The organism is Rubrivirga halophila (assembly GCF_046845755.1).
Classification (GTDB): domain Bacteria; phylum Bacteroidota; class Rhodothermia; order Rhodothermales; family Rubricoccaceae; genus Rubrivirga.
In genome coordinates this window covers 2,308,760-2,327,854 of record NZ_CP177357.1, presented here as the reverse complement: position 1 = coordinate 2,327,854, position 19,095 = coordinate 2,308,760, and the positions used below count along the sequence as shown (strand labels likewise).

Below are 19,095 nucleotides of genomic sequence, written 5' to 3'. Positions count from 1 at the left end.
GCCAGGGCGCCAGTCGTCTCATTCATCCCCTGTGTGCCCGTTTTTCGCCTTCATTCGGCATTTGGTGTGAGAGGTTGCGCACCGTTCCGAACGGGTTTGCCCTACCTGTGCCCTACGGTCGGGTCTGCGTCTCAACGCCCAGGTCGCGGGCAGCCGCGGCCTTCAACCTCTGGAGGAGCAGCCGCGCTGCCTCAAGGCGGTCGCCGTCCCTGTCTCCAGGCTGACCCTGACGCACACGGGTCTTGAGGCTGCTGAGGATGAGGACAGTCTCACGCGAGAACACAAACTCTCCGATCCCTATCGCCTGCTCGATCTCCGCCCACGCGCGGTTGCGTCTTCGCTGGGCTCGGCTCATTCCGATGAAGCCTCTCTGCGTCAGCGGGCCTTGGGCGTCGAGTTCCTCCAGGTCGTCGGGGTCCACGTAGTCCCGGTCGAACGTGGTTGAGAACCTGTACACGGCGCTAATGAGGTCCGTGTACGCCTCCGCCTTCCGCTCCCACCAGCGCTCCGACCTGAACCGCCGGAGCGCGAGCCTGACGCCCAAGAGCGCCGCCAGGACGGCGACCACGAGGCTGGGCGCGACCGCAGCAAGGAAGTCGAGGAGCGCGCCCATCTCAGGCGCCCTCCCGCGTCGGCGCCGAGGCGGGGGAGGGCGCCGCCCCGAACACCCGGTCGACGTGGGACGCGCCCCGGGCCGGGTCGTAGTGCGCGTAGTGCCGCTCGATCATCCGGAGCGACGTGCCCATGAGCCGAGCGAGGTCGAGGAGCGGGACGCCCGCCCCGGCCATCCGCGTCCCGTAGGCGTGGCGGAGCGCGTAGGCCGTGACCGTCTTATTGACGCCGGCCCGCTCGGCGAGCGCCTGGAGCCGCTTCGTGAGGTAGTCCACGGCGACGCGCCCGCCAGTCGCGCCCCGGAAGACGGGGCCGTCGGCCTCGGTCGTCCGCTCGCCGTGGAGCCGCTGGAGCACCGCGAGCGCGTTGCCGCGCACGGGGACGGTCCGGCGGCTCCCCTCGGTCTTGACCCGGTGGCCACGGCCGACCTCGACGGACCGCTCCGCCAGCCGGACCGCGCTCCACCGGAGGTCCCGCTGTTCGCCCGGCCGGAGCCCGGTCCCGAGCCCGAACGTCACCCAGTCCTCGATCCAGCCGGGCCGCTTGACGGGCACGCCCGCGAGCGCGGCCTCGACGGCGGCCGTCTCCGAGGCCCGGAGGATGTCGGCGGCCTCGGCGTCGGTGACGTGGTCGCGCCGGGCCCCGGTCGAGGTCGGGACGGCGACGCCCTCGGCGGGGTTGGAAGGGGAGAGGCCGCCGCGGACGGCCCACGCGAAGAACGGCTGGAGGCTCGCGCGCCGGCGCCGCTTGGTCTGGGGCGTGGCCTCGGGGCCCGGCCCGCGCCGTACGCCGTCGGCGTCCTTCGGCGGGCGCTTCCGGGCGTTGACGACGGCCTCGACGTGGTGGGGCTCGACGTGCGAGACGAGCGCGCCGGCCGGGAGCTGGGCCGCCAGCAGGTCGAGGTACCGGCGGTCCTCGGCGAGCGTCGACGGGGCCGACGTGTGGCGCTTCTCGGCGAGGTAGCCCTTGGCCGCCTCGGTCAGCGCGACGCTCGACGCGGCGACGCCGGGCGCCCACGGGTCGAACGTCCCGAGCGAGCGGCGCTGGGCGTACCCGAGCGCCTTCCGCATGGCCGCGCCCTTGTCGGCGGTCCGGAGGTTGACCTTCTTGCGCTTCGGCCGGCGGTCGGGGTCGTAGACCACCCAGTACCAGTTCCCGCGCGCGACGCGCTTCTTGCCGTCCTTCCGGTACGCGCGCTCGATGCGCGAGCCGTCGGGGAGCTCAGCGCGGTAGGGGTTGGTGCCCCGGCTCACGTTTCCGCGGACACGTCGCCCCGCTGGCGGTGCGCCCGCCCGCCCGTCTCGCGGACGGCGTAGGCCGCGAGCGCCGCGTCGTCGACGACGGCCCAGACGTGCCCGAGCTTGCTCGCGTTGAGGTCGCCGCGCTCGATCGCGTTACGGATGGCCATCGCCGTGCACCCCTTCCGGGCGGCGGCTTCGGTGGTCGAGAGGAGGTCGGGCATCGGTCCGGCGGGGCGTGCCGGAGACTACGGCCCGTGTTGCGAGACCGCAAGAGGGGCGGTACGTTGCCTGAGCCGCAGAGAAATACCCCGATGAACCTCCGTGAAGTGACGGACCTGCTGTGGTCCGCGTTTGAGCACCGGAACCGCGCCGAGGGCGTGGATTCGGTCGAGGAATGGATCGCCGCCCGGCCCCACCTCGATGAGCACGGGCACGACCTGCTTGCCGACATCCTCCACCAGTGGGCCGAGCAATGGTGGAACCCGTGGTACGAGTTGCTGACTGATGGAGGAGACCGCCCCACAGCGGCCGGATACACAGCGCTTAGGCTAAAGCTCGACGGGCTCCGAGAACGGGCGGCTGATGCGCAAGCGGCGCTCGATGCTCTCGGACCTGAGCCCTCTTCCAAGTCGCCAGCGACGATCGTGGACGGTCGCCTGAAGGACTACCTCACTGCCATCCTGGAGTTGGAGGGGACCCCTGCCGCTTCGCCCGCTGACCTGTGGCGCAAGGTCGGCGTTCTCGCCCCCGGCGAAGGCGGCGAGCCTGCTAGCGAGCGGGCCGTTGCTCGCACCTTCCGGCGCAAGGGGATGCTCCCCAAAGGGGAAGCCCTCTCCGTGACTCGGCCTCGTCTGGAACGCGAGGCGCGGGAGGCGCTGGGAGTAGAGGCCAGCGGAGACCCACTGCCCGAGACGGAGCGGGCCGACGCCGCCCGGGCGGCAGCCCGAAGGCATCTGGCTGAATCGAACGCCCGCGCTGGGATGCTCGACATCCTGCTTCGTGTCGCTGACCTCGATGTCTACGGCGAGTGGATTCCGCTGTGGCTACGGTTTGTCCAGGCCATCCCGGAGTCGGTGCCGGTCGGGTGGGAAGAACTCTCCCCAGACCAACGGCTAGGGCGTGCCCTCTTCGGGATGGAGATGAGCGAGCTGTTCGACGGGGTGGAACAGCCGGATGTGAGCGCTGACGCAGCGCAAGACGCGGCGGCCCCACTCGACACACCTCAGACGGGAACTGTAGCGGACGCTGACGTGATCGACGCGTGGTCGCACCACGAATTCAACCCGGAGCTCGGCGAACCTGTCTGGTCCCCCCTCAGCGACGCTGAGTTCTGGGGTCCCGGAGGTCCGCCGCCAACGACGTAGCGCGCAGGCACGGGAACACACGAGGCACACCCGAGGCACGTGCCCACTTCGGCCCGTCCATGCCGGACACTACGGGTGCCGCAGAGAACGGCCGGCGTCAACACGTCGGCCATCCCCGATCTTCAATCTGCTCCGGGCGAGGACTCGGCAGCGAACACGGGCGGGCCCCCACCTCTGCGGCACAGAAGGGGGCCCGCTTTGTGTAGCTGCGAGGCCCGCTCGATGCCGAACCCACTGTGCCGCCCCCCAGCCCGGCCCCCGACCGCCCGCCCGCCGACCTCGACGCGCTCGCCGCCAGCCTCGCCGACCGCGTGGCCCAGCTCGTCGACGCGGCCCGCACGCCGCCGCCGTTGCTCGACCTGGCGGGCGCCGCCGCCCGGCTCAACGTGAGCACGCGGACCGTCGAGGCGCTGGTCGCCAGCGGCGACATCCCGGTCACGCGGATCGGGGCCGGGCGCGGCGTCCGGCGGTTCGACCCGGCGGCCGTCGAGGCGTTCATCCGTCGCAACACGAGGGCGCTGTGAGCCGCCCCGATCTCGCCCGAGACCTCTTCGGCGCCCCGCCGCTCGCTCGCCAGCCCGACGGGTCGTGCGCCCTGACCGCTGCCGGACGCGAGGCCGTCGCGCGCGCGTCCGTCACGGCGGGCCACGTGGTCACGCTGGCGGACGTGGCCACGGCGTCGAGCCTCCACCCCCGGACCGTGCTCGCGGCCGTCGGCGCGGGCGACCTGGCGCCGTCCGACAGAACCCCAGGGACGACGCGGCTCTACTTCGACACGTCGGCCGCCGTCGTCTTCATCGCCGAGCACGCCGGGGGGCGGAGCCGATGAGCCGCCCAGACACGCTCCGCCAGCTCGCCGAGGCGGCCGGACTCCCTTCGTCCGGCCCTTCGTCCGGTAGGGCTGCGGACGAATCTGAGCCCCATAATCGACGCTTTCGGGTACGCGATGCGGGTTCGTCCGGCTCGTCCGGTTCGTCCGGGCGTTCCTCCGTGGACGCTGGCCGTGTGCTCGACTGGCGCCCGTTCCCGACGGGCGCGCTACCCGAGAGCGTCGCGCGCTACATCCGGTCGGCCGCGCTGGCGCGCAACGTGGACGAGGCTGCCGTCGCCCTCCCCGCCCTCGCCGTGCTCGCTTCGGCCGTTGGTAACGCTGCCCGCCTGGAGTTGAAGCGAGGGTGGGAGGTGCCCGCGACGCTGTGGGCCGTCGTCGTCGCGCCGTCGGGCTCCGGCAAGTCGCCAGCATGGGACGCCGCACTCGCACCCGTCCGCGACCTAGCGCGAGAAGCGTTCGCCGAGCACGAGGTCGAGGCAGAGGCCTACGCCGATGACCTCCGGAGGTACGAGGGCCTTGGGAAGCAAGCCAAGGCCAACGAGGCTCCGCCCGAGCGGCCCCAAGCCCGCCGGTTCATCGTTCAGGACGTGACGATCGAGGCGCTGGCGGACCGTCACTCCGTGAACCCCCGGGGGCTTCTCTCGGCTCCTCCCGAGGCGGGCGCGTGGCTCGGCGGCTTCAACCGATACCGGAGCGGCAACGGCGGCGGCGACTTGTTCAAGTGGATCGAGATCCACGACGGGGCTCCGCTGACGGTGGACCGGAAGAACCCCGAGAGCCCGACGCTCCGGATCAACCGGCCGTGTGTGGCCGTCGCCTCCACCGTTCAGCCTACCACGCTCCGCCGGCTCATCACGCCGGAGTTCTCGGAGTCGGGTTTCCTGGCGAGGCTCTGTCTCGCCGAGCCCCCGACGCTGCCCCGCGTCTGGACCGACGCGACGATCCACCCGGACACGTCGGCGGCATACCGCCTGACCGTGCGTCGACTGTACTCCCTCCCTGAGACGGAGCGCGCGGTACCCCTGTCGGATGGTGCGCGCCAGCTGCTGCGGGAGTTCTTCAACACGAACGGCCAGATGTACGAGGCCGCCCCGTCCGATGCGGTGCGCGCCATGCTCGCGAAGCAGCCCGACCGCCCGGCCCGGCTGGCGCTCGCCTTCCATCTCGCCGACTGTGCCGAGCAAGGGGAGTTCGGCCCCAGCGCCTTCGATGTCCTCCCGCCCGTCCCGGCGGCCACCTTCGCGCGGGCGGTCGATGTGGCCGCCTGGCTCCGGCGGGAAGTCTTCCGGATCTACATCCGTCACGAGTTCGGCGGGGACGGCGCCGCCGCGTTCGCCGAGCGCGCCGTCGAGGTGAGCGACACCGACAAGTGCGCTCGCCTACCGAGCCCGTTCGGATGGGAGGACGTGGCCGAGGCGTGGGGCGTGAAGCGCACTCAGGCCTATGAGATTATCGGAAACCTAACTGCCTCTGGAAAGGCCATACAGAGATCAAGGGGGGTCTACCTCCCCAACGTCGGGACCCCACCGGACGAACCGGACGAACCGGACGAACCGGCATTCTTCGACCTGCTGGCCGCTTTGTCGTCCACGAGGGCACCGGACGAACAACCGGACGGGGACGTGCCTGTGCTCGTCCGTCCGCCAGCGTCCGGCGCTTGTCCGCCCCCTCTGCCGCCTGGCGGCGACGGCACCCCCGACACGCCACTGCCGACTTGGGATGAGCCCCCATTCTGAGATCCCACTCCACCTCGCCGCCTCGATCGTCACCCCTCCACCCTCCACCCCAACCCCGTGACCGACCCGCCCCGCCTCATTGCCGCCGCGCTCGCGCCGCCCGGCCCGCTGGTAGCCGCCGCGCTCCGCCCGGCCCGCGAGCTCCCCGTCCTGTCCCGTCCCGCGAACCTCCGCACCCTCCCGACCCTCCGATGACCCCCACCCCTCCCGACGTGTCCGCGGACACCATCCCCAAGCCCGGCGACGTCGTCGACGGCCGCACCGTCCGGGCCTCCGGCACCCTGCCCGTCGACGGCCGCCAGTTCGTCGTGCTCCGGCACTCCGCCCGCCAGCAGGTCCACGCCCTCGGGAACGCCGAGCGCCTCGCTCGCACCGAGCTGGGCATCCCCAGTAGCGACGCCGTGAGCCCCCCGGCCGCCGCGTCCTACGCCGCCGCCCTCCTGATCGCCGACGCCGCCCGGGTCCGCAAGCCCGACGCCGACGACTGGCGGCGCATCAAGCTCGACGACGTGCTCGACCTCGACGCCGACGACTTCGCCGCGCTCAACGCCGCCGGGGGCGACGACGCGCCGGGCCCTCCCTCGCCGACCTCGTAGCGGCGGCCCGCGTGGTCGGCCTCGGCATCCTCGACGAAGACGCCGAGGTCGCCGCCGCCATCGTGGCCGAGCTGGAGCGCCAGCTCGCCGCCGAGCCCAGGCCCGACGCGACGTAGCGCCGGGCCCCAACCTCCCCCCCTGAGATGTCCATCATCACCACCGGACTGAAGCTCGAGCTGATCGGCGCCGACGGCATGGCCCGTGGCCTCGGCCGAGTCCAGTCCAAGTACGAAGGCCTGACCGGCACCATGCGCACGTTCGGGCGCGAGATGGAGTCGGCCGGGCGCGGGTTCATGAAGGCGGGCGCCGGGCTCGTCGCCCTCGCCGCCGCGCCCGTCGGCGCCGCCGCGTCGATGGAAGCGGCCTTCCAGCCGGTCAAGTCGCTGGGGGAGGAGGCCGAGGGGATCGTCGAGTCGGCCACCGACTCGTTCCTCCGCTTCCAGGCCCGCACCGGGGCCGGGGCGCAGACGTACGCCGACACGCTGTACAACGTGGTCTCGGCCGGCGTCGCCGCCGCCGACGCGGTCGCCGTGACCGAGGACGCCCTGACGGGCGCGACGGCCACCAAGGGCGACGCGGCCACCTTCGCCGCGCTCCTGGGCACGGCCATGAACAACCTCGCCGACGACACCCGGGCGGCCGGGGACGAGTCGCAGCGGTTCACCGACATCATCACGGCCACGCAGCAGCGGTACCAGATCGAGTCGCTGGCGCCGCTCGCCGACGGGTTCAACTACGCCAGCGCAGCCGCCAAGTCGGCCCGGCTCCCCGTCGATCAGCTGTTCGCCTCGCTCGGGATGCTCAACACGGCCGGCGTCGCGGGCTCGCGCGCGGGCACCGGGCTGACGGCCATGATGGGCAAGCTGAACACGGCGTCGAAGGCGCTCGGGTTCACGTACGTCACGACGGCGGACGGCGGGCTCGACCTGGTGGGCACGCTGGGCAGCCTGGCCGACCGGCTCGGCGACGTGGACAGCCTGACCCCCGATGTCCAGGACAAGCTCCGTGCGGCGTTCGGGGAGCAGGGGTACGCGGCCCTCGTCCCGCTCCTCCAGAATGTCGAGGGGCTGACGGAGGGCGTCGACGCGCTCGGCGACTCGTCGGGCGTGGCCATGCGCGCGGCGGCCAAGATGACCGACTCGCTGACGGGCAAGCTCAAGATCCTCAAGGGCGGGTTCACGTCGCTCTTCCAGGCGTCGGGCTCGGGCCTGCTCGACCCGTTGAAGGGCGCGCTCGACCTCGGCATCGGGATGGTCTCCCGGCTCGCCGAGGTGGCCATCGAGAACAAGGCCGTGTTCGGCGGCATCGTCGCGGCCGTCGGCGGGCTCGGCACCGCGCTCGTCGGCGTCGGCGGGTCGCTGTGGGTGACCGGCGCGCTGGCGGACAACCTCGGGCGCGGCATGGAGCTCGCGGCCGGGTTCGGGAAGCGGCTGGGCAGGCTCCGGCTGGCGGCGCTCGTCTCGCCGTGGGGGATCGCGCTGGCGGGCGTGGCCGGGGCGGTCTACCTCGTCTCGCGGAACTGGGACGCCCTCAGCTTGAAGGCGAAGGGGTTCGCCAACGGTTTCCTCGACGGGCTCGGGCCGGTCGCCGACGCGCTGGCCCCGCTGTCCGACCTGGCGCGCGACGCGTGGGCCGGCGTCAAGGGGATGTTCGGCGGGCCGGAGGTGGCGGCGGGCGTGGGCACCATCGGCCGGTTCGTCGACGCGGGCCGCGCGCTCGGCTCGGCGGTCGGGCCCGCCGTCGAGACGGTGACCGCCAAGCTCCGCGCGTTCTGGGCAGCGACCGAGCCCATCCGCGACGTGCTCGGCGGGCTGGCGCGTCAGGCCCTCGACTTCGGGCAGGCGCTGCTCGGCGGGTTCGCCTCGGGCATGGTGGACTCGGCGACCAAGTCGGGCGGGCTGTTCGACTCGCTCCGGGACCTCGGCGACTCGCTGCTCCGCCTGTGGGACGCCGTCAGCCCGGCCGTCTCGGCGTTCGGCGACTTCCTCGGCGCGTCGAGCGAGGGCGAGGGCGGGGCCCGGTCGCTCGGCGCCTTCCTCGGCGGCGGGCTCGTCGACAACCTGACGCGGGCCGCCAACGCCGTCGGGTGGGTGGCCGACAAGGTGGCCGGGTTCGTGGAGTGGGCTCGCCGTGCCCACGATGCGGCCGTCGGGTTCAAGGACAGCCTCCTCAGTGCCTGGGGCTCCATCCGCTCGTTCGTCGCCGACTTCTCGCTCGTCGAGGCGGGCAAGAACCTCATCCGCGGGTTCATCCGTGGCATCGGCTCGATGGCCTCAGGGCTCGTCGGGAAGGTCGCCCAAGTGTTCGCCCCGATCCGAGGGATGGTCCCGGGCTCGCCGGTCAAGCGCGGCCCGCTCGTCGCGTTCAACACGGCGGGCGAGGGGCTCATGAAGCTGATGGCCTCGACCGTGACGCCGGCGCCGCTCACGGGCGCGCTGTCGTCGGCGTTCGGGGCCGTCCGGACGCCCGCGCTGGCGGCCACGCTCGCACTCGGCACGGCGGGCACAGGCCCCCCGGCGCTGGCGGCCACACTCGCCGCGAGCACGGCGGGCGGCGCCGTGCCTGCCGGCGTCGGCGGCGGGGGCGGAGCGGGCGGGGGGCTCGCGCCCGTCTACTCGCCGACGGTCAACGTCACGTTCACCGGCACCGCCAGCGTGGCCGACGTGCGCGAGGGCGTAGGGCAGGCGCTGGCGCTCGACCAGCGCGAGTTCGAGCGGATGCTGGCCCGCGCCCAAGACACCCGCACGCGACTGTGACGGCCACCCTTTAGCCTGCCTCCCATGCCCACCCTCGACTTCCCCGGCGGCCTCGCCGCCCCCGCCCCGCTCATCCTCGCCGGATCGAGCCCGCCCACCGACTCCCGCGAGCGCGCCGAGTGGGAGCTGAGCCGCGCCCTACAGCGCGTCCGGTTGAAGCTGTCCACTCCGCGCGGGTCGGTCCCGCTCGACCGGACGTTCGGGATGGACCCGTCCATCCTCGACGCGCCGGTCTCGTCGGCCGCCCGGCTCCGGGTCGCCGTCGCCGAGGCGCTGAGGGGCGACCCGGATTTCACGTTGGTCGCCGTCCGCATCGGCGACCCCGTCGGCCGCACCCTCGGGCGCGTCGCCTTCACCGTCGAGCTCTCCCCCCGCCAGTAGCCGCCATGCTCCGCACCGTTGGGTCCATCGGCCCCGTTGACCGCCTCGTCGAGTTCACGTCGGCCTTCGCGCCTGACGAGATGCGCGTGAGGCTCCGGCGCGACTACGCCGAGCACACCGGCGCCGACGGCGTGACGCGGCTAGAGGCGCTGCAGTTGCGCCCCGCCGAAGTCCAGTTCCCGATGCGGCTCGTGCCGACGCGCCAGCCCGTGAGCGGGGCGCCGGGCGAGACCGCGTCGGTCCGGCTGCTGCACCTGGAGGGCTTCCTCGCCTACGGGGTGGTCTGCCCGCTCTTCCTCGGGTCGGCCTACCTCGGCAACTTCGTGGTGACCGATCTCGACGTGACGTACCGGGACCCGGCGATGCGCTTCATCGACGTGAGCGCCCGGCTTCTGGAATACGACGGCTCGCTGAGCACCGGGCCGAACGACGTGCTGGACGAGCGGGCCCGCCTGCTGGCGCGGCGGCGGCGGGAGCTCGCCGAGAGCATCGCCGCCGAGAACGACGGCCGCGTGACGGGGCGGGGCCCGACGTTCCTCCCGACGGGGCAACCGTGAGCGGCGCAGGAAGACGCCCCGCCGGCCCACACCTGACCGCCGCCGAGGCGGGGCACCTCGGGCGCGAGTTCATCGAGGAGGCGTGGCGCGCGGGCCGGTTCACGTTCGACGACTGGCACGGCCGGCGTGTCGTCTTCCGCATGGAGAGCCGCGAGGGCGGCAACCAGGGGTTCTGGTATGCCTCGACGTACCTGGGCAAAGGGACCCCGCGCGCGTACACCCTCAACGTCTACGCCGGGTCCACCGTGCCGGGCCCGCGCTCCACCCGTCCTGCGTGCCTCACGGCCGAAGGGCTGCGCGGCGTGTCCGACGACATCGACCGGAAGGCCACAGATGAGGGGTATCCCCGTCCGGACGGGTCGGGCGGATGATGTGTTATGTGGCCACCGGCCGGTCGGCGAGATGTCATGTTATGTCTACATCTGCAGCCCTCCCCGGCGCGTGTTGGCGGATCGCGCGCCGGGCCGTCCCGCGCGCCGAGGGCCGTCCGACCTCTCCCTGGCCCGGCCCGAGATGTCCGGAAATGTCCGGGTGTTTCGGGTTCCGCGAGCCCGTCGAGCTTTCCGCTGGCGACCGCGCGGGTTGGAACCAAAATCGGCCGTTGCGCTCGCCGTTGGCCGATTCGTTCTCGACCTCTCTCAACCTGCTTTCCGCAGTTTTCCGCCCCCTCCGAGCGGCGCCAGCTTCCGAAACTGTCCGGAGTTGTCCGGCGATTTCGAGGGGTGGCCACCGCGCGCTGACGGCCCCGGGCTGGCTGCCTACCCGCCGGGGCCAGCTTGCCGCCGCGCTGGAAACGAGATCGCCCCACAGGGCTCCGTTTCGGCGATCCGTTTCCACTTTTGTCCACCGATCTTGCCGCAGCTTGCCGCCCGTTCTGGGGCGCGAGGGGGTGGCGACCGCGCCCCCTGACGGAACACCCGTCACGGCCTGGCGCTACGCTCCGCCCCGCAACCAACCCGCCCGGACATGGCCCGTACCGACCGCCAGCGCCCCGCCGCGCTCCGCCCCCTCGACAAGCTCCCGCCAGCGCTCCGCGACGCGCTCGACGACGACGGCCGCCGCGACGTGGCCGACCTCGGCGCCGACCTCCAGCGCCGCCAGCGGGCCCGGCTCCGGATCGGGCTCGACGGCGGGGCCGAGTGCCCCCCCTTCCTGCTCGCGGCCGAGACGGAAGCGCCTGGTGCGGCCCGGCTGTACGTCGCCCTCGACGGCTGGCGGTTCACGGCCGAGGGCGCCGTAGAGCTGGGGGAAAAGCTCGAGCTCGACGTCGCGGCCGTGGCGTCGGCCCTCAGCGCGCTCCGCCGGGCCGAGCTGGTGGCCGACGGGCCCGGCGGGATGGTGACGCTGGCGCCGGCGGGCGTCCCCGACTGAGACCGGCCGGACGTGTCCGCGGACACATCGGCCCGGCCGTCTGGAATCGAGACGGCCACGGGACGGGGCGCCGGGCTGTCCGTCCCCTCGGTTTCGGATCGGGCCGCGCGGTCGTCCCTAATGGCGCCGCCCGACGCGGCGGGCCTTCCTATCGCCCACGATTGCCAAGAGCCAGCCGGCAGCGAGAGCCAGAAGGTGGCTCATCCCCGGGTCGCCAGCCTCGGCGCAGATCACATGGCCGACGGACCCGACCGCCAGCGCCAACCCCACCCCGCGCACCGTTGCCCAGTTCTCAATCTTGTCGCGCTGAGAGGGAGTGAGGGGGAACATGGTGCTGGTGGCGGTGCGGACGTGTCTCGGGTCGGCGATCGGCGGGCTGGCGTCGCGCTCGCTGGCGGGGGCAGGAAGGGCGGGCGTCGGGTTCGTCGTGCTGGCGGTCGGGACCGGCGGGGGCGCCGGGCCCCCGCCTCCCGTCGGCCTAGTCGATGATCGCCTCGACAGCGGCCGGGTTGCCGGAGCCGTAGGCGTCTTCGCGGTGCGCCTCGATCGCGGCCGTGTCGTAGAACGCCCGCACCGCGTCGGCCGTCCCGTGGATCGCGACGTTGACGCCCCGCGTCGGGCGGTCGGGCGTCCCGCCGGTCACGGCCGTGACGTAGACCCGGATCGGGCTCGACCCCTCGGTCACGGCGCCCGTGCCCTGGAAGGTGCCGAGGACCGGGGCGATCCACGCGGCGTGCTTGTCCGCCAGCATCCCGAGGCAGCGGAGCGAGTCGGCGTCGCCGGGGACCGTCTCCGCCATCACGACGACGGCCGGGGCGCCCTCCCCGTCGGTCCGCTTGTAGAGCCGGGTGGGGTAGGACCGCGACGCGCCGGGGGTGAGGGCGTCGAGGTCCGCGAGCGCCGCGCCGAGCCGGGACACGTCGCCCTGGAAGGGCATGACGCTGGCGAGCTTCGACGGGATCGCCAGAGCGGAGCCGCCCCGGAGGAACGAGAACTCTTCCGACTCGCCGACCTTCTTGCGGGCGTCGAAGGTGACGCCGACGGCGTTGATGTGCGCGAGCACGAGGGCGGCGTCTTCGGCGATCGCCTCGGCGCGGGCCTCGACCGGGGAGAGCGTGGGGCCGTAGGCCGGGGCGTCGCCAGCGGTCACGCCCGGGAGGCGGACGGACTCGTACCCCTCGCGGTAGGCCGCCTCCCCCTCGGCGTCGGCGGGGGCGTCGAAGGCGTAGCCGTTGAGGGCGTCGTCTTCGCCACGGGTGTAGAGGGCGTCGGTGCGGTCGTCGGGGTTGAACATCTGCGGGTGGCCGGGGCCGGTTGGTAGTGATCCCAAGATACGTTCCATCAACGTATCTGTCAAGGGCTGGCCAATCTTTTTTCCGTCTGCCAAACGTATTTAGGGCTTGACGAGATACGACCAGGGAACGTATCTTCGTCTCACTACCAACCGCCCGCCCCATGCTCCGTGCCCTCGACGATCCCGACGACCTCCGCCGCTTCCTCGACTTGCGAGAGGAGCGCGATCGGATCGACGCCGACCTCGCCCAGCTCGCGCCCGTCATCTTGGCCGCGCTCGACGAGGAAGACGACGGCCGGACGGAGGCGCGCGGCTACGTCATCGAGTCGGCCACCCGCCGGACCTACGACTATCCGCCCGAGGTGGGGCAGGTCGCCGATTACCTCGCCGAGATCAAGGCGACCGCCCGCGCCGACCGCTCCGCCAGCGTCGCCGACGTGACCTCGTTTATCCGCGTGAAGCGCTCCCCCACCGTGCGCGCCGACCGGGCCCGCGCTCTCGCCGCCGAGGCCGTGACCGCCACGCTGGCGGCGTGACCCCCTGCCGTCGGGTTCCACCCCGGCCGACCCTGGCGCCGACCGACGGCGGCGCCCCGGCCTCCCTCCATCCCCCCTCACCATGTCCACCCCACGCGAGCCCCCCACCGAACTGAGGGCCGGGCACTACTCCGCCGAGGACCTGACCGAGCTAGCCGCCCTAGCCATCAAGGCGTCCGGCAAGTCGAAGACAGCCGCCGCCGCCGACCTCGGTGTCAGCCCGGCCTCCGTCACCGACGCGACGAAGTACCCCGACCGCAACCTCACAGACCTCCGCACCCGCATCATCGAGCGGTGGGGAGGCTACGCGGTCGATGGGCCCCTCTACAGGCTCCGCAGACCGTAGACCACGCCGGACCCACCGGCATCAACGACGAACGGCCCGCCCCCAGTGCATGGAAAGCGGACCGAACGCCGACTACCAACCAGGCCGAAGCCCAGCCGGAGCGCGAATCTACGAAGCGCCCCCCGGGACGGTTGCGGCCGCAGCCCAGGCTCACACCATGGCTACCGACAAGACCCCCAAGAAGACCGCCCCCACCGCATGGCCCGACGGGTTCGTGCCCATCGACGGCGTCGACGCGCTCGGCGACGCCGCGCCCGCCGACCTCGCCGCACTCGTCGAGTCCGTCCGCCGCCCGGTCCCGCCCGAGACGTTCGCGCTGACGCCGCCGCCCGACGCCGACGCCTTCCCTCCCGGCGCCTTCCTGCTGCGCCTGCCCGACGACGCGGCCGGGCGCCCCGCCGAGCGGGCGGCTGAGAACGCCGCCGAGCACAACGCCCTGCGCGCGGGGCTGGCGGACCTCCTCACGTCGGGCGTCGGGCTCCGCTTCCTCGACCTCGCCGAGAGCATCCCGACGTGGGGGGCGGCCGACCCCGTCGTCTTCCACGCCCCGCCCAAGACCGGCGCCAAGGAGCACCACCCCCGGACCCCGCACGCCGAGGGCCGGGCCGTCTACGAGTGCTGGCTGACCGGCCGCCGGTTCACGATCTCCGACCGGGCCCCCGTGCCCCACGTCGGGTACGCATGGACGGACGCGGGCGGCTACCCCACCGGAGCGGAGCGCGAGTGGAGGACCGAGGGCGTGTACGGCTACCACCCCGTCGACCCCTCGGTCGTCGAGGCCGGGCCCGAGGCGGTCGCGGTCGCGTTGGCGTTCAAGGTCCGGCGCGAACTCACGGCCGCTACCGAGGCGCTGTACCGCGCCGCCGAACTGTGCTCGCTCACGGCCGGGCTCACGGCCGACTCGGTCCGCTCTGGCTGGCCGGGCGACGCCTACACCCGGGCCGCGCCCGCGTCGTCGTGACCGTGGCCACCCACACCGCCCCCGGCCGCCGTGCCGGGGGCGCTCGGTGCGAGCGGTGCGGAGCGCGGACGCGCCGGGCCCGCCAGCGGTACTGCTCGACGTCGTGCGCCGGCGCCGCCAGCGCGGAGCGCCACGCCGAGGCCCGGTCCCGCCCCTGCCCGAGCTGCGGGCGGACGTTCGACCCGGGCCCGGTCCGGACCCGCCAGCGCCTGTACTGCTCCGGCGCCTGCGCCCGCCTCGGCGCCGAAGTGGGAGAGCCCGCCCCGTGCGTGACGTGCGGGACGGTGGCCGCGCTGACCTACCGGGCCGGCGACTGGCGGTGCTGCTCGGCTGCGTGCGCGCGTGCGGCGCGTGGCCCCGATCGTGACCGGATCGTCGCCGAGCGCGGGCAGGTGCGCTGTACCCGGTGCCGCCAGCACCGGCCACCCGGCGCGTTCTCTCGGTACCCCTCCGGCTACCGAGGGCACCGTCGACGGCGGGCGTACTGCCGGGCGTGCGAGCGGCCGCCGTGAGGGAGGGGCGGGCCCGATCCCTGGGGCCCGCCCGCCTGGGGACCGAGGGGGCCGTGAGATTTCCGCGCCGTCGGGTTTCGGTTCCGAAGTGGCGACCGCCTCAGCTCGCGGGCGGTCGCCAGCGGCGCGCTCGAGAACTCCGTCGCCATCTCGGCGGCGTTCCGAGATGTCCACATTTGTCCACATCCTGAGCCCACGCCAGCCCGACGGCCACCCCTCCGGATGTCGCAAAATGTCGGGGTGCCGGGCCCTCGCGCCAGCTCCTCAGACCGCGCCGTTCCGCGTCGTTCCGCGCCGGTTTGCCCGACATGTGCCCTACGTGGACTCGGGCGCGCGGTAGGGCAGGGGAGGGGCTGAACGAGAAAACCGGCCCTCACACGAAGTGGGGGCCGGTTTTCGACCTGTGGAGCATAACGGATTTGAACCGTTGACCTCCTCACTGCCAGCGAGGCGCTCTACCAACTGAGCTAATGCCCCATTCGGGGGCGCCGGCTTGTCGTCCGGCGCGGGGCAAAGATAGAGGCCGCGCCGTCGGCCGGTCAATGGAGCGAGAGCGAAGACGCTGGGCCCGCGCCGTGAGCGGAATGAGGAACGGGCAGAAACCGGCGGGCAGGTCGCCCCCCGATGCCGGATCGCGAGCATCTTCCCCGGACGCCGCCCGCCACTCCGATGCCCGACCGCCCCGTCCACGTCGCCAAGTTCGGCGGCACCTCCGTCGGCACACCCGACCGCGTCCGCCGCGTCGTCGAGCTGTCGACCGGACCCGAGACCGCCGGGCACCGCCGCGTCGTCGTGTCGTCGGCGTTCGGCGGCGTCACCGACGACCTGCTGGCGGCCATCGAGGCAGCGGTGGGGCGGACCGGCGAGCACCGGGCGATCCTAGACCGCGTCCGCCAGCGGCACGCCCAAGCCGTCGACGCACTCGCGGCCGAGGGCGAGCGGGCGGCGCTCCACGGTCGCCTCGACGCGCTCTTCGGAGAGGTCGGCGAGCTGTTGCACGGCGTGTCGCTGCTACGCGAGTGCTCGGCCCGGTTTCGCGACGCGATCGTGTCGGCCGGCGAGCGGGGCTCCGTCCCCGTCGTGGCCGCCGCGTTCCGGTCGGCCGGGCACGCCGCCGTCGCGCTCGACGCGACCGCGTTCGTCCGCACCGACGACGCGTTCGGCGAGGCCGCCGTCGACTTTGCGACCACGCGCACGCTTGTCCGGGACGCGCTGGCGGAGGTGCCCCACGACGCCGTCGCCGTCGTCACCGGCTTCGTGGCCTCGACGGCCGACGGCGTGACGACGACGCTGGGGCGGTCGGGCTCCGACTACACGGCGACAATCCTGGCCGGCGCGCTCGACGCGAGCGAGTGCGTCATCTGGACCGACGTCGACGGCGTGCTGTCCGCCGACCCCCGGCTCGTCGCCGACGCCTTTTCGCTGGCGCGCCTGAGCTACGCCGAGGCCGCCGAGCTGGCCCACTTTGGCGCCAAGGTGCTCCACCCGCGCACGATGCGGCCGCTCTCGCGGCAGGGCGTCCCCTTGCGCATCAAGAACACGCTGCGGCCCGAGGCGCCCGGGACCGAGATCGGGCCCGCCGACTCTGAGGCTGAGCCCACGATCCGGGCGGTGACGGCGATCCGGGGCGCGGCGCTCGTCCGCGTCGAGGGCGCGTCGGTGCTCGAGGTGCCCGACCTAGTGGCGCGCATTTTCGGGCCGCTCGCGGAGGCGGGCGTGCCCGTCTCGCTCGTCGCCCAGGCGTCGGCCGAGGGGAGCGTGGGGCTGGCAGTCCGCGGTACGGAAGTGGGCGCGGTCGTGGCGCTCTTGGAAAAGGCGCTCGCGCGCGAGATCGAACGGGGCGACGTGGACTGTGTGACGGCCGAGCCCGGCTGCGCCGTCGTGGCGGCCGTCGGCTCCGGGCTGCACGGCGCCTCCGGGCTGGCGGGGCTGTTTTTCGACACGCTGTCCCACGCCCACGTCAACGTCCGCGCCCTCGCCCAGGGGGGGGGCGACCACACCGTCTCGGCCGTCGTCGCCGATGCCGAGGCGGATGCGGCGGTCCGTGCCTTGCACGAGGCGTTCGCGCGGCGCCGTCTGCGGACGCACCTCGTGGTCGTCGGGGCCGGGACGCTGGGGACGCGCCTGCTCGCCCTGCTGGCGGCGCACGGGCCCGGCCTGCGCGACGCCGGCGTCCACATCGTGCTGGCCGGGCTGGCCGACAGCCGGCGCCTTCTGTGGGACGCGAACGGGCTCGATCCCGAGACGGCGCTCGCCGCGCTCGCCGACGCCGACGCGGCCGATCTCGATGCCTTGACGGAGCGGCTGACGGCCGCCCGACTCGAACGCTTGGTCGTCGTCGACGCGACCGCGAGCCCGGAGGTGGCGGCGCGGCATGCCGAGTGGCTCGGCGCGGGCGTCGCCGTCGTCACCCCGAACAAGGAGACGACGGGCCGGAGCGCGGGCGCGTGGCGCCAGGCGCACGCCGCCGCGCGAGCGGGCGTCGCCCCGTACCTCTACGACGCGACCGTCGGCGCCGGCCTGGGCGTCGTCGGCCGCCTGCGCGATCTCGTCCGCACCGGCGACCGGGTGCTGGCCGTCGAGGGCGTGCTCTCGGGCACGCTGGCATTCGTGATGAACCGGATGCGCGACGGGGCCGCCTTTTCCGCCGCCGTCGCCGCCGCGCGCGACGCGGGGCTGACCGAGCCGGACGTGCGCTCCGACCTGTCGGGCCGCGACGTGGCCCGCAAGCTGGCGCTGCTGGCGCGCGAGGTCGGGGCCGAGGTGACGACCGTCGAGGTCGAGAGCCTGGTGCCCCCAGCGCTGGCGGACGTCCCGCTGGCGGAGTTCTGGGCCCGGCTCCCCGAGGCCGACGCCGCGTGGCGCGAGCGCGTCGCCGACGGCGAGCGCCAGTACGTGGCGCGGCTGGCGGGCGGGACGGTCCGCGCGCGCGTCGAGGCCGTCGACGTGGGGCCCGGCGCGCCGTTCGCCGGCTTGCGGGGCGCCGAGGTCGCCGTCGCCATCCGGACCGAGCGCTCCGGCGACCACGCGCTGACGGTCCGCGGCCCGGGCGCCAGCGCCGACGTGACGGCGGCGGTCGTTCTCGCGGACGTGGTGCGCGCGGCCGAGATGCGGCGGTAGGTCAGTGTGGGGGAGAGGCCGGTACCTTTCGGGTCGCCACCCGACCCCGCTTCCCCTGACGTCCTCTCAACCGCTCGCGATCGCTTTGGTGGGCACCGGCCGGATGGGCCAGGCCGTCGAGGCCGTCGCCGCCGAGCGCGGGCACCGCGTCGTGGCCCGCTTCGACGCCGAGACCCCCCTTCTCGATGCCCGCGACGACACCGTGCTCAACGACGCGGACGTGATCGTCGACTTCTCGGTTCCGGCCGTCGCCCTCGACCACCTGCACCGCTACGCCTTCTGGGGAGCGACGGCCGTCGTCGGCACGACGGGGTGGGCCGACGACGTGGACAAGGTCCGCGACTGGGTGGAGGAGGGGCAGGCGGGCGTGCTGTACGCGCCCAACTTCTCGCTCGGGCTGGCGCTCGTCTCGCGCGCGCTCGCCGGGCTGCTCCCCCTGCTCGACCGCCTCGACGAGTACGACGTGGCCGTCCACGAGGCCCACCACACCGGCAAGCTCGACAGCCCCTCCGGGACCGCGCGGCGCTTGGCCGACGAACTGTTGGCCGGTCTAGGCCGCAAGACGCACCTCGACGCCGAGACCCAGCACGGCGCCATCGACCCGGCCGCGCTCCACGTGACGAGCCAGCGGGTCGGGTCGGTGCTCGGCGAGCACACCGTCACGCTCGACAGCGCCGACGACCAGATCGCGATCGTCCACACGGCCAAGAGCCGCCGGGCCTTCGCGCTCGGCGCCGTCCGAGCGGCCGAGTGGATGGCCGGCCGCCAGGGCCTGTTCACCCTCGACGACATGATCGAGGACTGGAAGGGCGGGAGTGACGAGTAGCGGAGCCTGCGCCCGCGTCCCGCGTTTTACTCGTCCCTCGATCCCTCCGTCCCC

20 protein-coding genes and 1 tRNA gene are annotated in these 19,095 nt (G+C 73.6%); 16 read left to right on the top strand and 5 right to left on the bottom strand.

Annotated elements, in window-relative coordinates:
• Window positions 1-112: 112 nt before the first annotated feature.
• The 3 genes from ACLIRP_RS10280 to ACLIRP_RS10270 are packed head-to-tail and all read right to left on the bottom strand — an operon-like array spanning window position 113 to window position 2,074.
• Window positions 113-613 (bottom strand): hypothetical protein, encoded by a 501-nt coding sequence (locus ACLIRP_RS10280; RefSeq protein WP_412060358.1) that lies wholly within the window; start codon window positions 611-613, stop codon window positions 113-115.
• A gap of 1 nt (window position 614) precedes the next feature.
• Complete coding sequence (locus ACLIRP_RS10275) at window positions 615-1,865, bottom strand: tyrosine-type recombinase/integrase (RefSeq protein ID WP_412060357.1); 1,251 nt, start codon at window positions 1,863-1,865, stop codon at window positions 615-617.
• Window positions 1,862-2,074, bottom strand: a complete 213-nt coding sequence (locus ACLIRP_RS10270) for a hypothetical protein (protein WP_412060356.1) — start codon at window positions 2,072-2,074, stop codon at window positions 1,862-1,864. The genes ACLIRP_RS10275 and ACLIRP_RS10270 overlap by 4 nt, the downstream gene beginning before the upstream one ends.
• 90 nt (window positions 2,075-2,164) lie before the next feature.
• Between ACLIRP_RS10270 and ACLIRP_RS10265 the strand changes: the two genes are divergently transcribed.
• The 11 genes from ACLIRP_RS10265 (at window position 2,165) to ACLIRP_RS10215 (ending at window position 11,446) form a co-directional block, all read left to right on the top strand.
• Window positions 2,165-3,217: a hypothetical protein gene (locus ACLIRP_RS10265; RefSeq protein ID WP_412060355.1), complete on the top strand. Its 1,053-nt coding sequence runs from the start codon at window positions 2,165-2,167 to the stop codon at window positions 3,215-3,217.
• A gap of 236 nt (window positions 3,218-3,453) precedes the next feature.
• Window positions 3,454-3,741 (top strand): helix-turn-helix domain-containing protein, encoded by a 288-nt coding sequence (locus ACLIRP_RS10260; RefSeq protein ID WP_412060354.1) that lies wholly within the window; start codon window positions 3,454-3,456, stop codon window positions 3,739-3,741.
• The gene (locus ACLIRP_RS10255; RefSeq protein WP_412060353.1) at window positions 3,738-4,046 is read left to right on the top strand and encodes a hypothetical protein; all 309 of its coding nucleotides are present in this window, start codon (window positions 3,738-3,740) and stop codon (window positions 4,044-4,046) included. The genes ACLIRP_RS10260 and ACLIRP_RS10255 overlap by 4 nt, the downstream gene beginning before the upstream one ends.
• 176 nt (window positions 4,047-4,222) lie before the next feature.
• On the top strand, window positions 4,223-5,785 hold the full coding sequence (locus ACLIRP_RS10250) for a DUF3987 domain-containing protein (RefSeq protein ID WP_412060352.1): 1,563 nt from the start codon (window positions 4,223-4,225) through the stop codon (window positions 5,783-5,785).
• A 57-nt stretch (window positions 5,786-5,842) separates the two neighbouring features.
• Entirely contained in the window at window positions 5,843-5,980 is a 138-nt protein-coding gene (locus ACLIRP_RS10245) for a hypothetical protein (RefSeq protein ID WP_412060351.1), read from the top strand.
• On the top strand, window positions 5,977-6,381 hold the full coding sequence (locus tag ACLIRP_RS10240) for a hypothetical protein (RefSeq protein ID WP_412060350.1): 405 nt from the start codon (window positions 5,977-5,979) through the stop codon (window positions 6,379-6,381). Before ACLIRP_RS10245 ends, ACLIRP_RS10240 begins: the two co-directional genes overlap by 4 nt.
• Window positions 6,382-6,524: 143 nt before the next feature.
• On the top strand, window positions 6,525-9,137 hold the full coding sequence (locus tag ACLIRP_RS10235; RefSeq protein ID WP_412060349.1) for a phage tail tape measure protein: 2,613 nt from the start codon (window positions 6,525-6,527) through the stop codon (window positions 9,135-9,137).
• A gap of 24 nt (window positions 9,138-9,161) precedes the next feature.
• Complete coding sequence (locus ACLIRP_RS10230) at window positions 9,162-9,518, top strand: hypothetical protein (protein ID WP_412060348.1); 357 nt, start codon at window positions 9,162-9,164, stop codon at window positions 9,516-9,518.
• A 5-nt stretch (window positions 9,519-9,523) separates the two neighbouring features.
• Window positions 9,524-10,075: a hypothetical protein gene (locus ACLIRP_RS10225; RefSeq protein ID WP_412060347.1), complete on the top strand. Its 552-nt coding sequence runs from the start codon at window positions 9,524-9,526 to the stop codon at window positions 10,073-10,075.
• Window positions 10,072-10,446, top strand: coding sequence for a hypothetical protein (locus tag ACLIRP_RS10220; RefSeq protein ID WP_412060346.1), 375 nt, complete (start codon window positions 10,072-10,074; stop codon window positions 10,444-10,446). Before ACLIRP_RS10225 ends, ACLIRP_RS10220 begins: the two co-directional genes overlap by 4 nt.
• A gap of 595 nt (window positions 10,447-11,041) precedes the next feature.
• Window positions 11,042-11,446: a hypothetical protein gene (locus ACLIRP_RS10215; protein WP_412060345.1), complete on the top strand. Its 405-nt coding sequence runs from the start codon at window positions 11,042-11,044 to the stop codon at window positions 11,444-11,446.
• Between the two features lie 478 nt (window positions 11,447-11,924).
• Here ACLIRP_RS10215 and ACLIRP_RS10210 read toward each other — a convergent pair whose 3' ends face one another.
• A complete protein-coding gene (locus ACLIRP_RS10210) occupies window positions 11,925-12,740 on the bottom strand; it encodes a hypothetical protein (protein ID WP_412060344.1) in 816 nt (271 codons plus the stop codon).
• 161 nt (window positions 12,741-12,901) lie between these two features.
• Here ACLIRP_RS10210 and ACLIRP_RS10205 point away from each other — a divergent pair, with 161 nt between their 5' ends.
• The 3 genes from ACLIRP_RS10205 to ACLIRP_RS10195 all read left to right on the top strand — a co-directional run bounded on the left by ACLIRP_RS10205 (window position 12,902) and on the right by ACLIRP_RS10195 (window position 14,583).
• Window positions 12,902-13,276, top strand: a complete 375-nt coding sequence (locus tag ACLIRP_RS10205) for a hypothetical protein (RefSeq protein WP_412060343.1) — start codon at window positions 12,902-12,904, stop codon at window positions 13,274-13,276.
• Window positions 13,277-13,358: 82 nt separating this feature from the next.
• Window positions 13,359-13,622: a hypothetical protein gene (locus ACLIRP_RS10200; RefSeq protein WP_412060342.1), complete on the top strand. Its 264-nt coding sequence runs from the start codon at window positions 13,359-13,361 to the stop codon at window positions 13,620-13,622.
• 157 nt (window positions 13,623-13,779) lie between these two features.
• A complete protein-coding gene (locus tag ACLIRP_RS10195) occupies window positions 13,780-14,583 on the top strand; it encodes a hypothetical protein (protein WP_412060341.1) in 804 nt (267 codons plus the stop codon).
• Between the two features lie 916 nt (window positions 14,584-15,499).
• On the opposite strand, the gene ACLIRP_RS10190 is transcribed toward ACLIRP_RS10195, so the two are convergent.
• Window positions 15,500-15,572: transfer RNA gene (locus ACLIRP_RS10190), tRNA-Ala, on the bottom strand.
• Between the two features lie 192 nt (window positions 15,573-15,764).
• Between ACLIRP_RS10190 and thrA the strand changes: the two genes are divergently transcribed.
• The gene (gene thrA / locus ACLIRP_RS10185; RefSeq protein ID WP_412060340.1) at window positions 15,765-18,215 is read left to right on the top strand and encodes a bifunctional aspartate kinase/homoserine dehydrogenase I; all 2,451 of its coding nucleotides are present in this window, start codon (window positions 15,765-15,767) and stop codon (window positions 18,213-18,215) included.
• Window positions 18,216-18,303: 88 nt separating this feature from the next.
• Window positions 18,304-19,041, top strand: a complete 738-nt coding sequence (dapB, locus tag ACLIRP_RS10180) for a 4-hydroxy-tetrahydrodipicolinate reductase (RefSeq protein ID WP_412060339.1) — start codon at window positions 18,304-18,306, stop codon at window positions 19,039-19,041.
• The last annotated feature ends 54 nt before the right edge of the window (window positions 19,042-19,095 follow it).

Excerpts from the sequence above, each read along its gene's own strand:
- ACLIRP_RS10280 (WP_412060358.1), bottom strand. The coding sequence starts at position 613 with ATGGGCGCGCTCCTCGACTTCCTTGCTGCGGTCGCGCCCAGCCTCGTG.
- ACLIRP_RS10270 (WP_412060356.1), bottom strand. The coding sequence starts at position 2,074 with ATGCCCGACCTCCTCTCGACCACCGAAGCCGCCGCCCGGAAGGGGTGC.
- ACLIRP_RS10265 (WP_412060355.1), top strand. The coding sequence starts at position 2,165 with ATGAACCTCCGTGAAGTGACGGACCTGCTGTGGTCCGCGTTTGAGCAC.
- ACLIRP_RS10240 (WP_412060350.1), top strand. The coding sequence starts at position 5,977 with ATGACCCCCACCCCTCCCGACGTGTCCGCGGACACCATCCCCAAGCCC.
- ACLIRP_RS10235 (WP_412060349.1), top strand. The coding sequence starts at position 6,525 with ATGTCCATCATCACCACCGGACTGAAGCTCGAGCTGATCGGCGCCGAC.
- ACLIRP_RS10230 (WP_412060348.1), top strand. The coding sequence starts at position 9,162 with ATGCCCACCCTCGACTTCCCCGGCGGCCTCGCCGCCCCCGCCCCGCTC.
- ACLIRP_RS10225 (WP_412060347.1), top strand. The coding sequence starts at position 9,524 with ATGCTCCGCACCGTTGGGTCCATCGGCCCCGTTGACCGCCTCGTCGAG.
- ACLIRP_RS10215 (WP_412060345.1), top strand. The coding sequence starts at position 11,042 with ATGGCCCGTACCGACCGCCAGCGCCCCGCCGCGCTCCGCCCCCTCGAC.
- ACLIRP_RS10210 (WP_412060344.1), bottom strand. The coding sequence starts at position 12,740 with ATGTTCAACCCCGACGACCGCACCGACGCCCTCTACACCCGTGGCGAA.
- ACLIRP_RS10205 (WP_412060343.1), top strand. The coding sequence starts at position 12,902 with ATGCTCCGTGCCCTCGACGATCCCGACGACCTCCGCCGCTTCCTCGAC.
- ACLIRP_RS10200 (WP_412060342.1), top strand. The coding sequence starts at position 13,359 with ATGTCCACCCCACGCGAGCCCCCCACCGAACTGAGGGCCGGGCACTAC.
- ACLIRP_RS10195 (WP_412060341.1), top strand. The coding sequence starts at position 13,780 with ATGGCTACCGACAAGACCCCCAAGAAGACCGCCCCCACCGCATGGCCC.
- thrA (WP_412060340.1), top strand. The coding sequence starts at position 15,765 with ATGCCCGACCGCCCCGTCCACGTCGCCAAGTTCGGCGGCACCTCCGTC.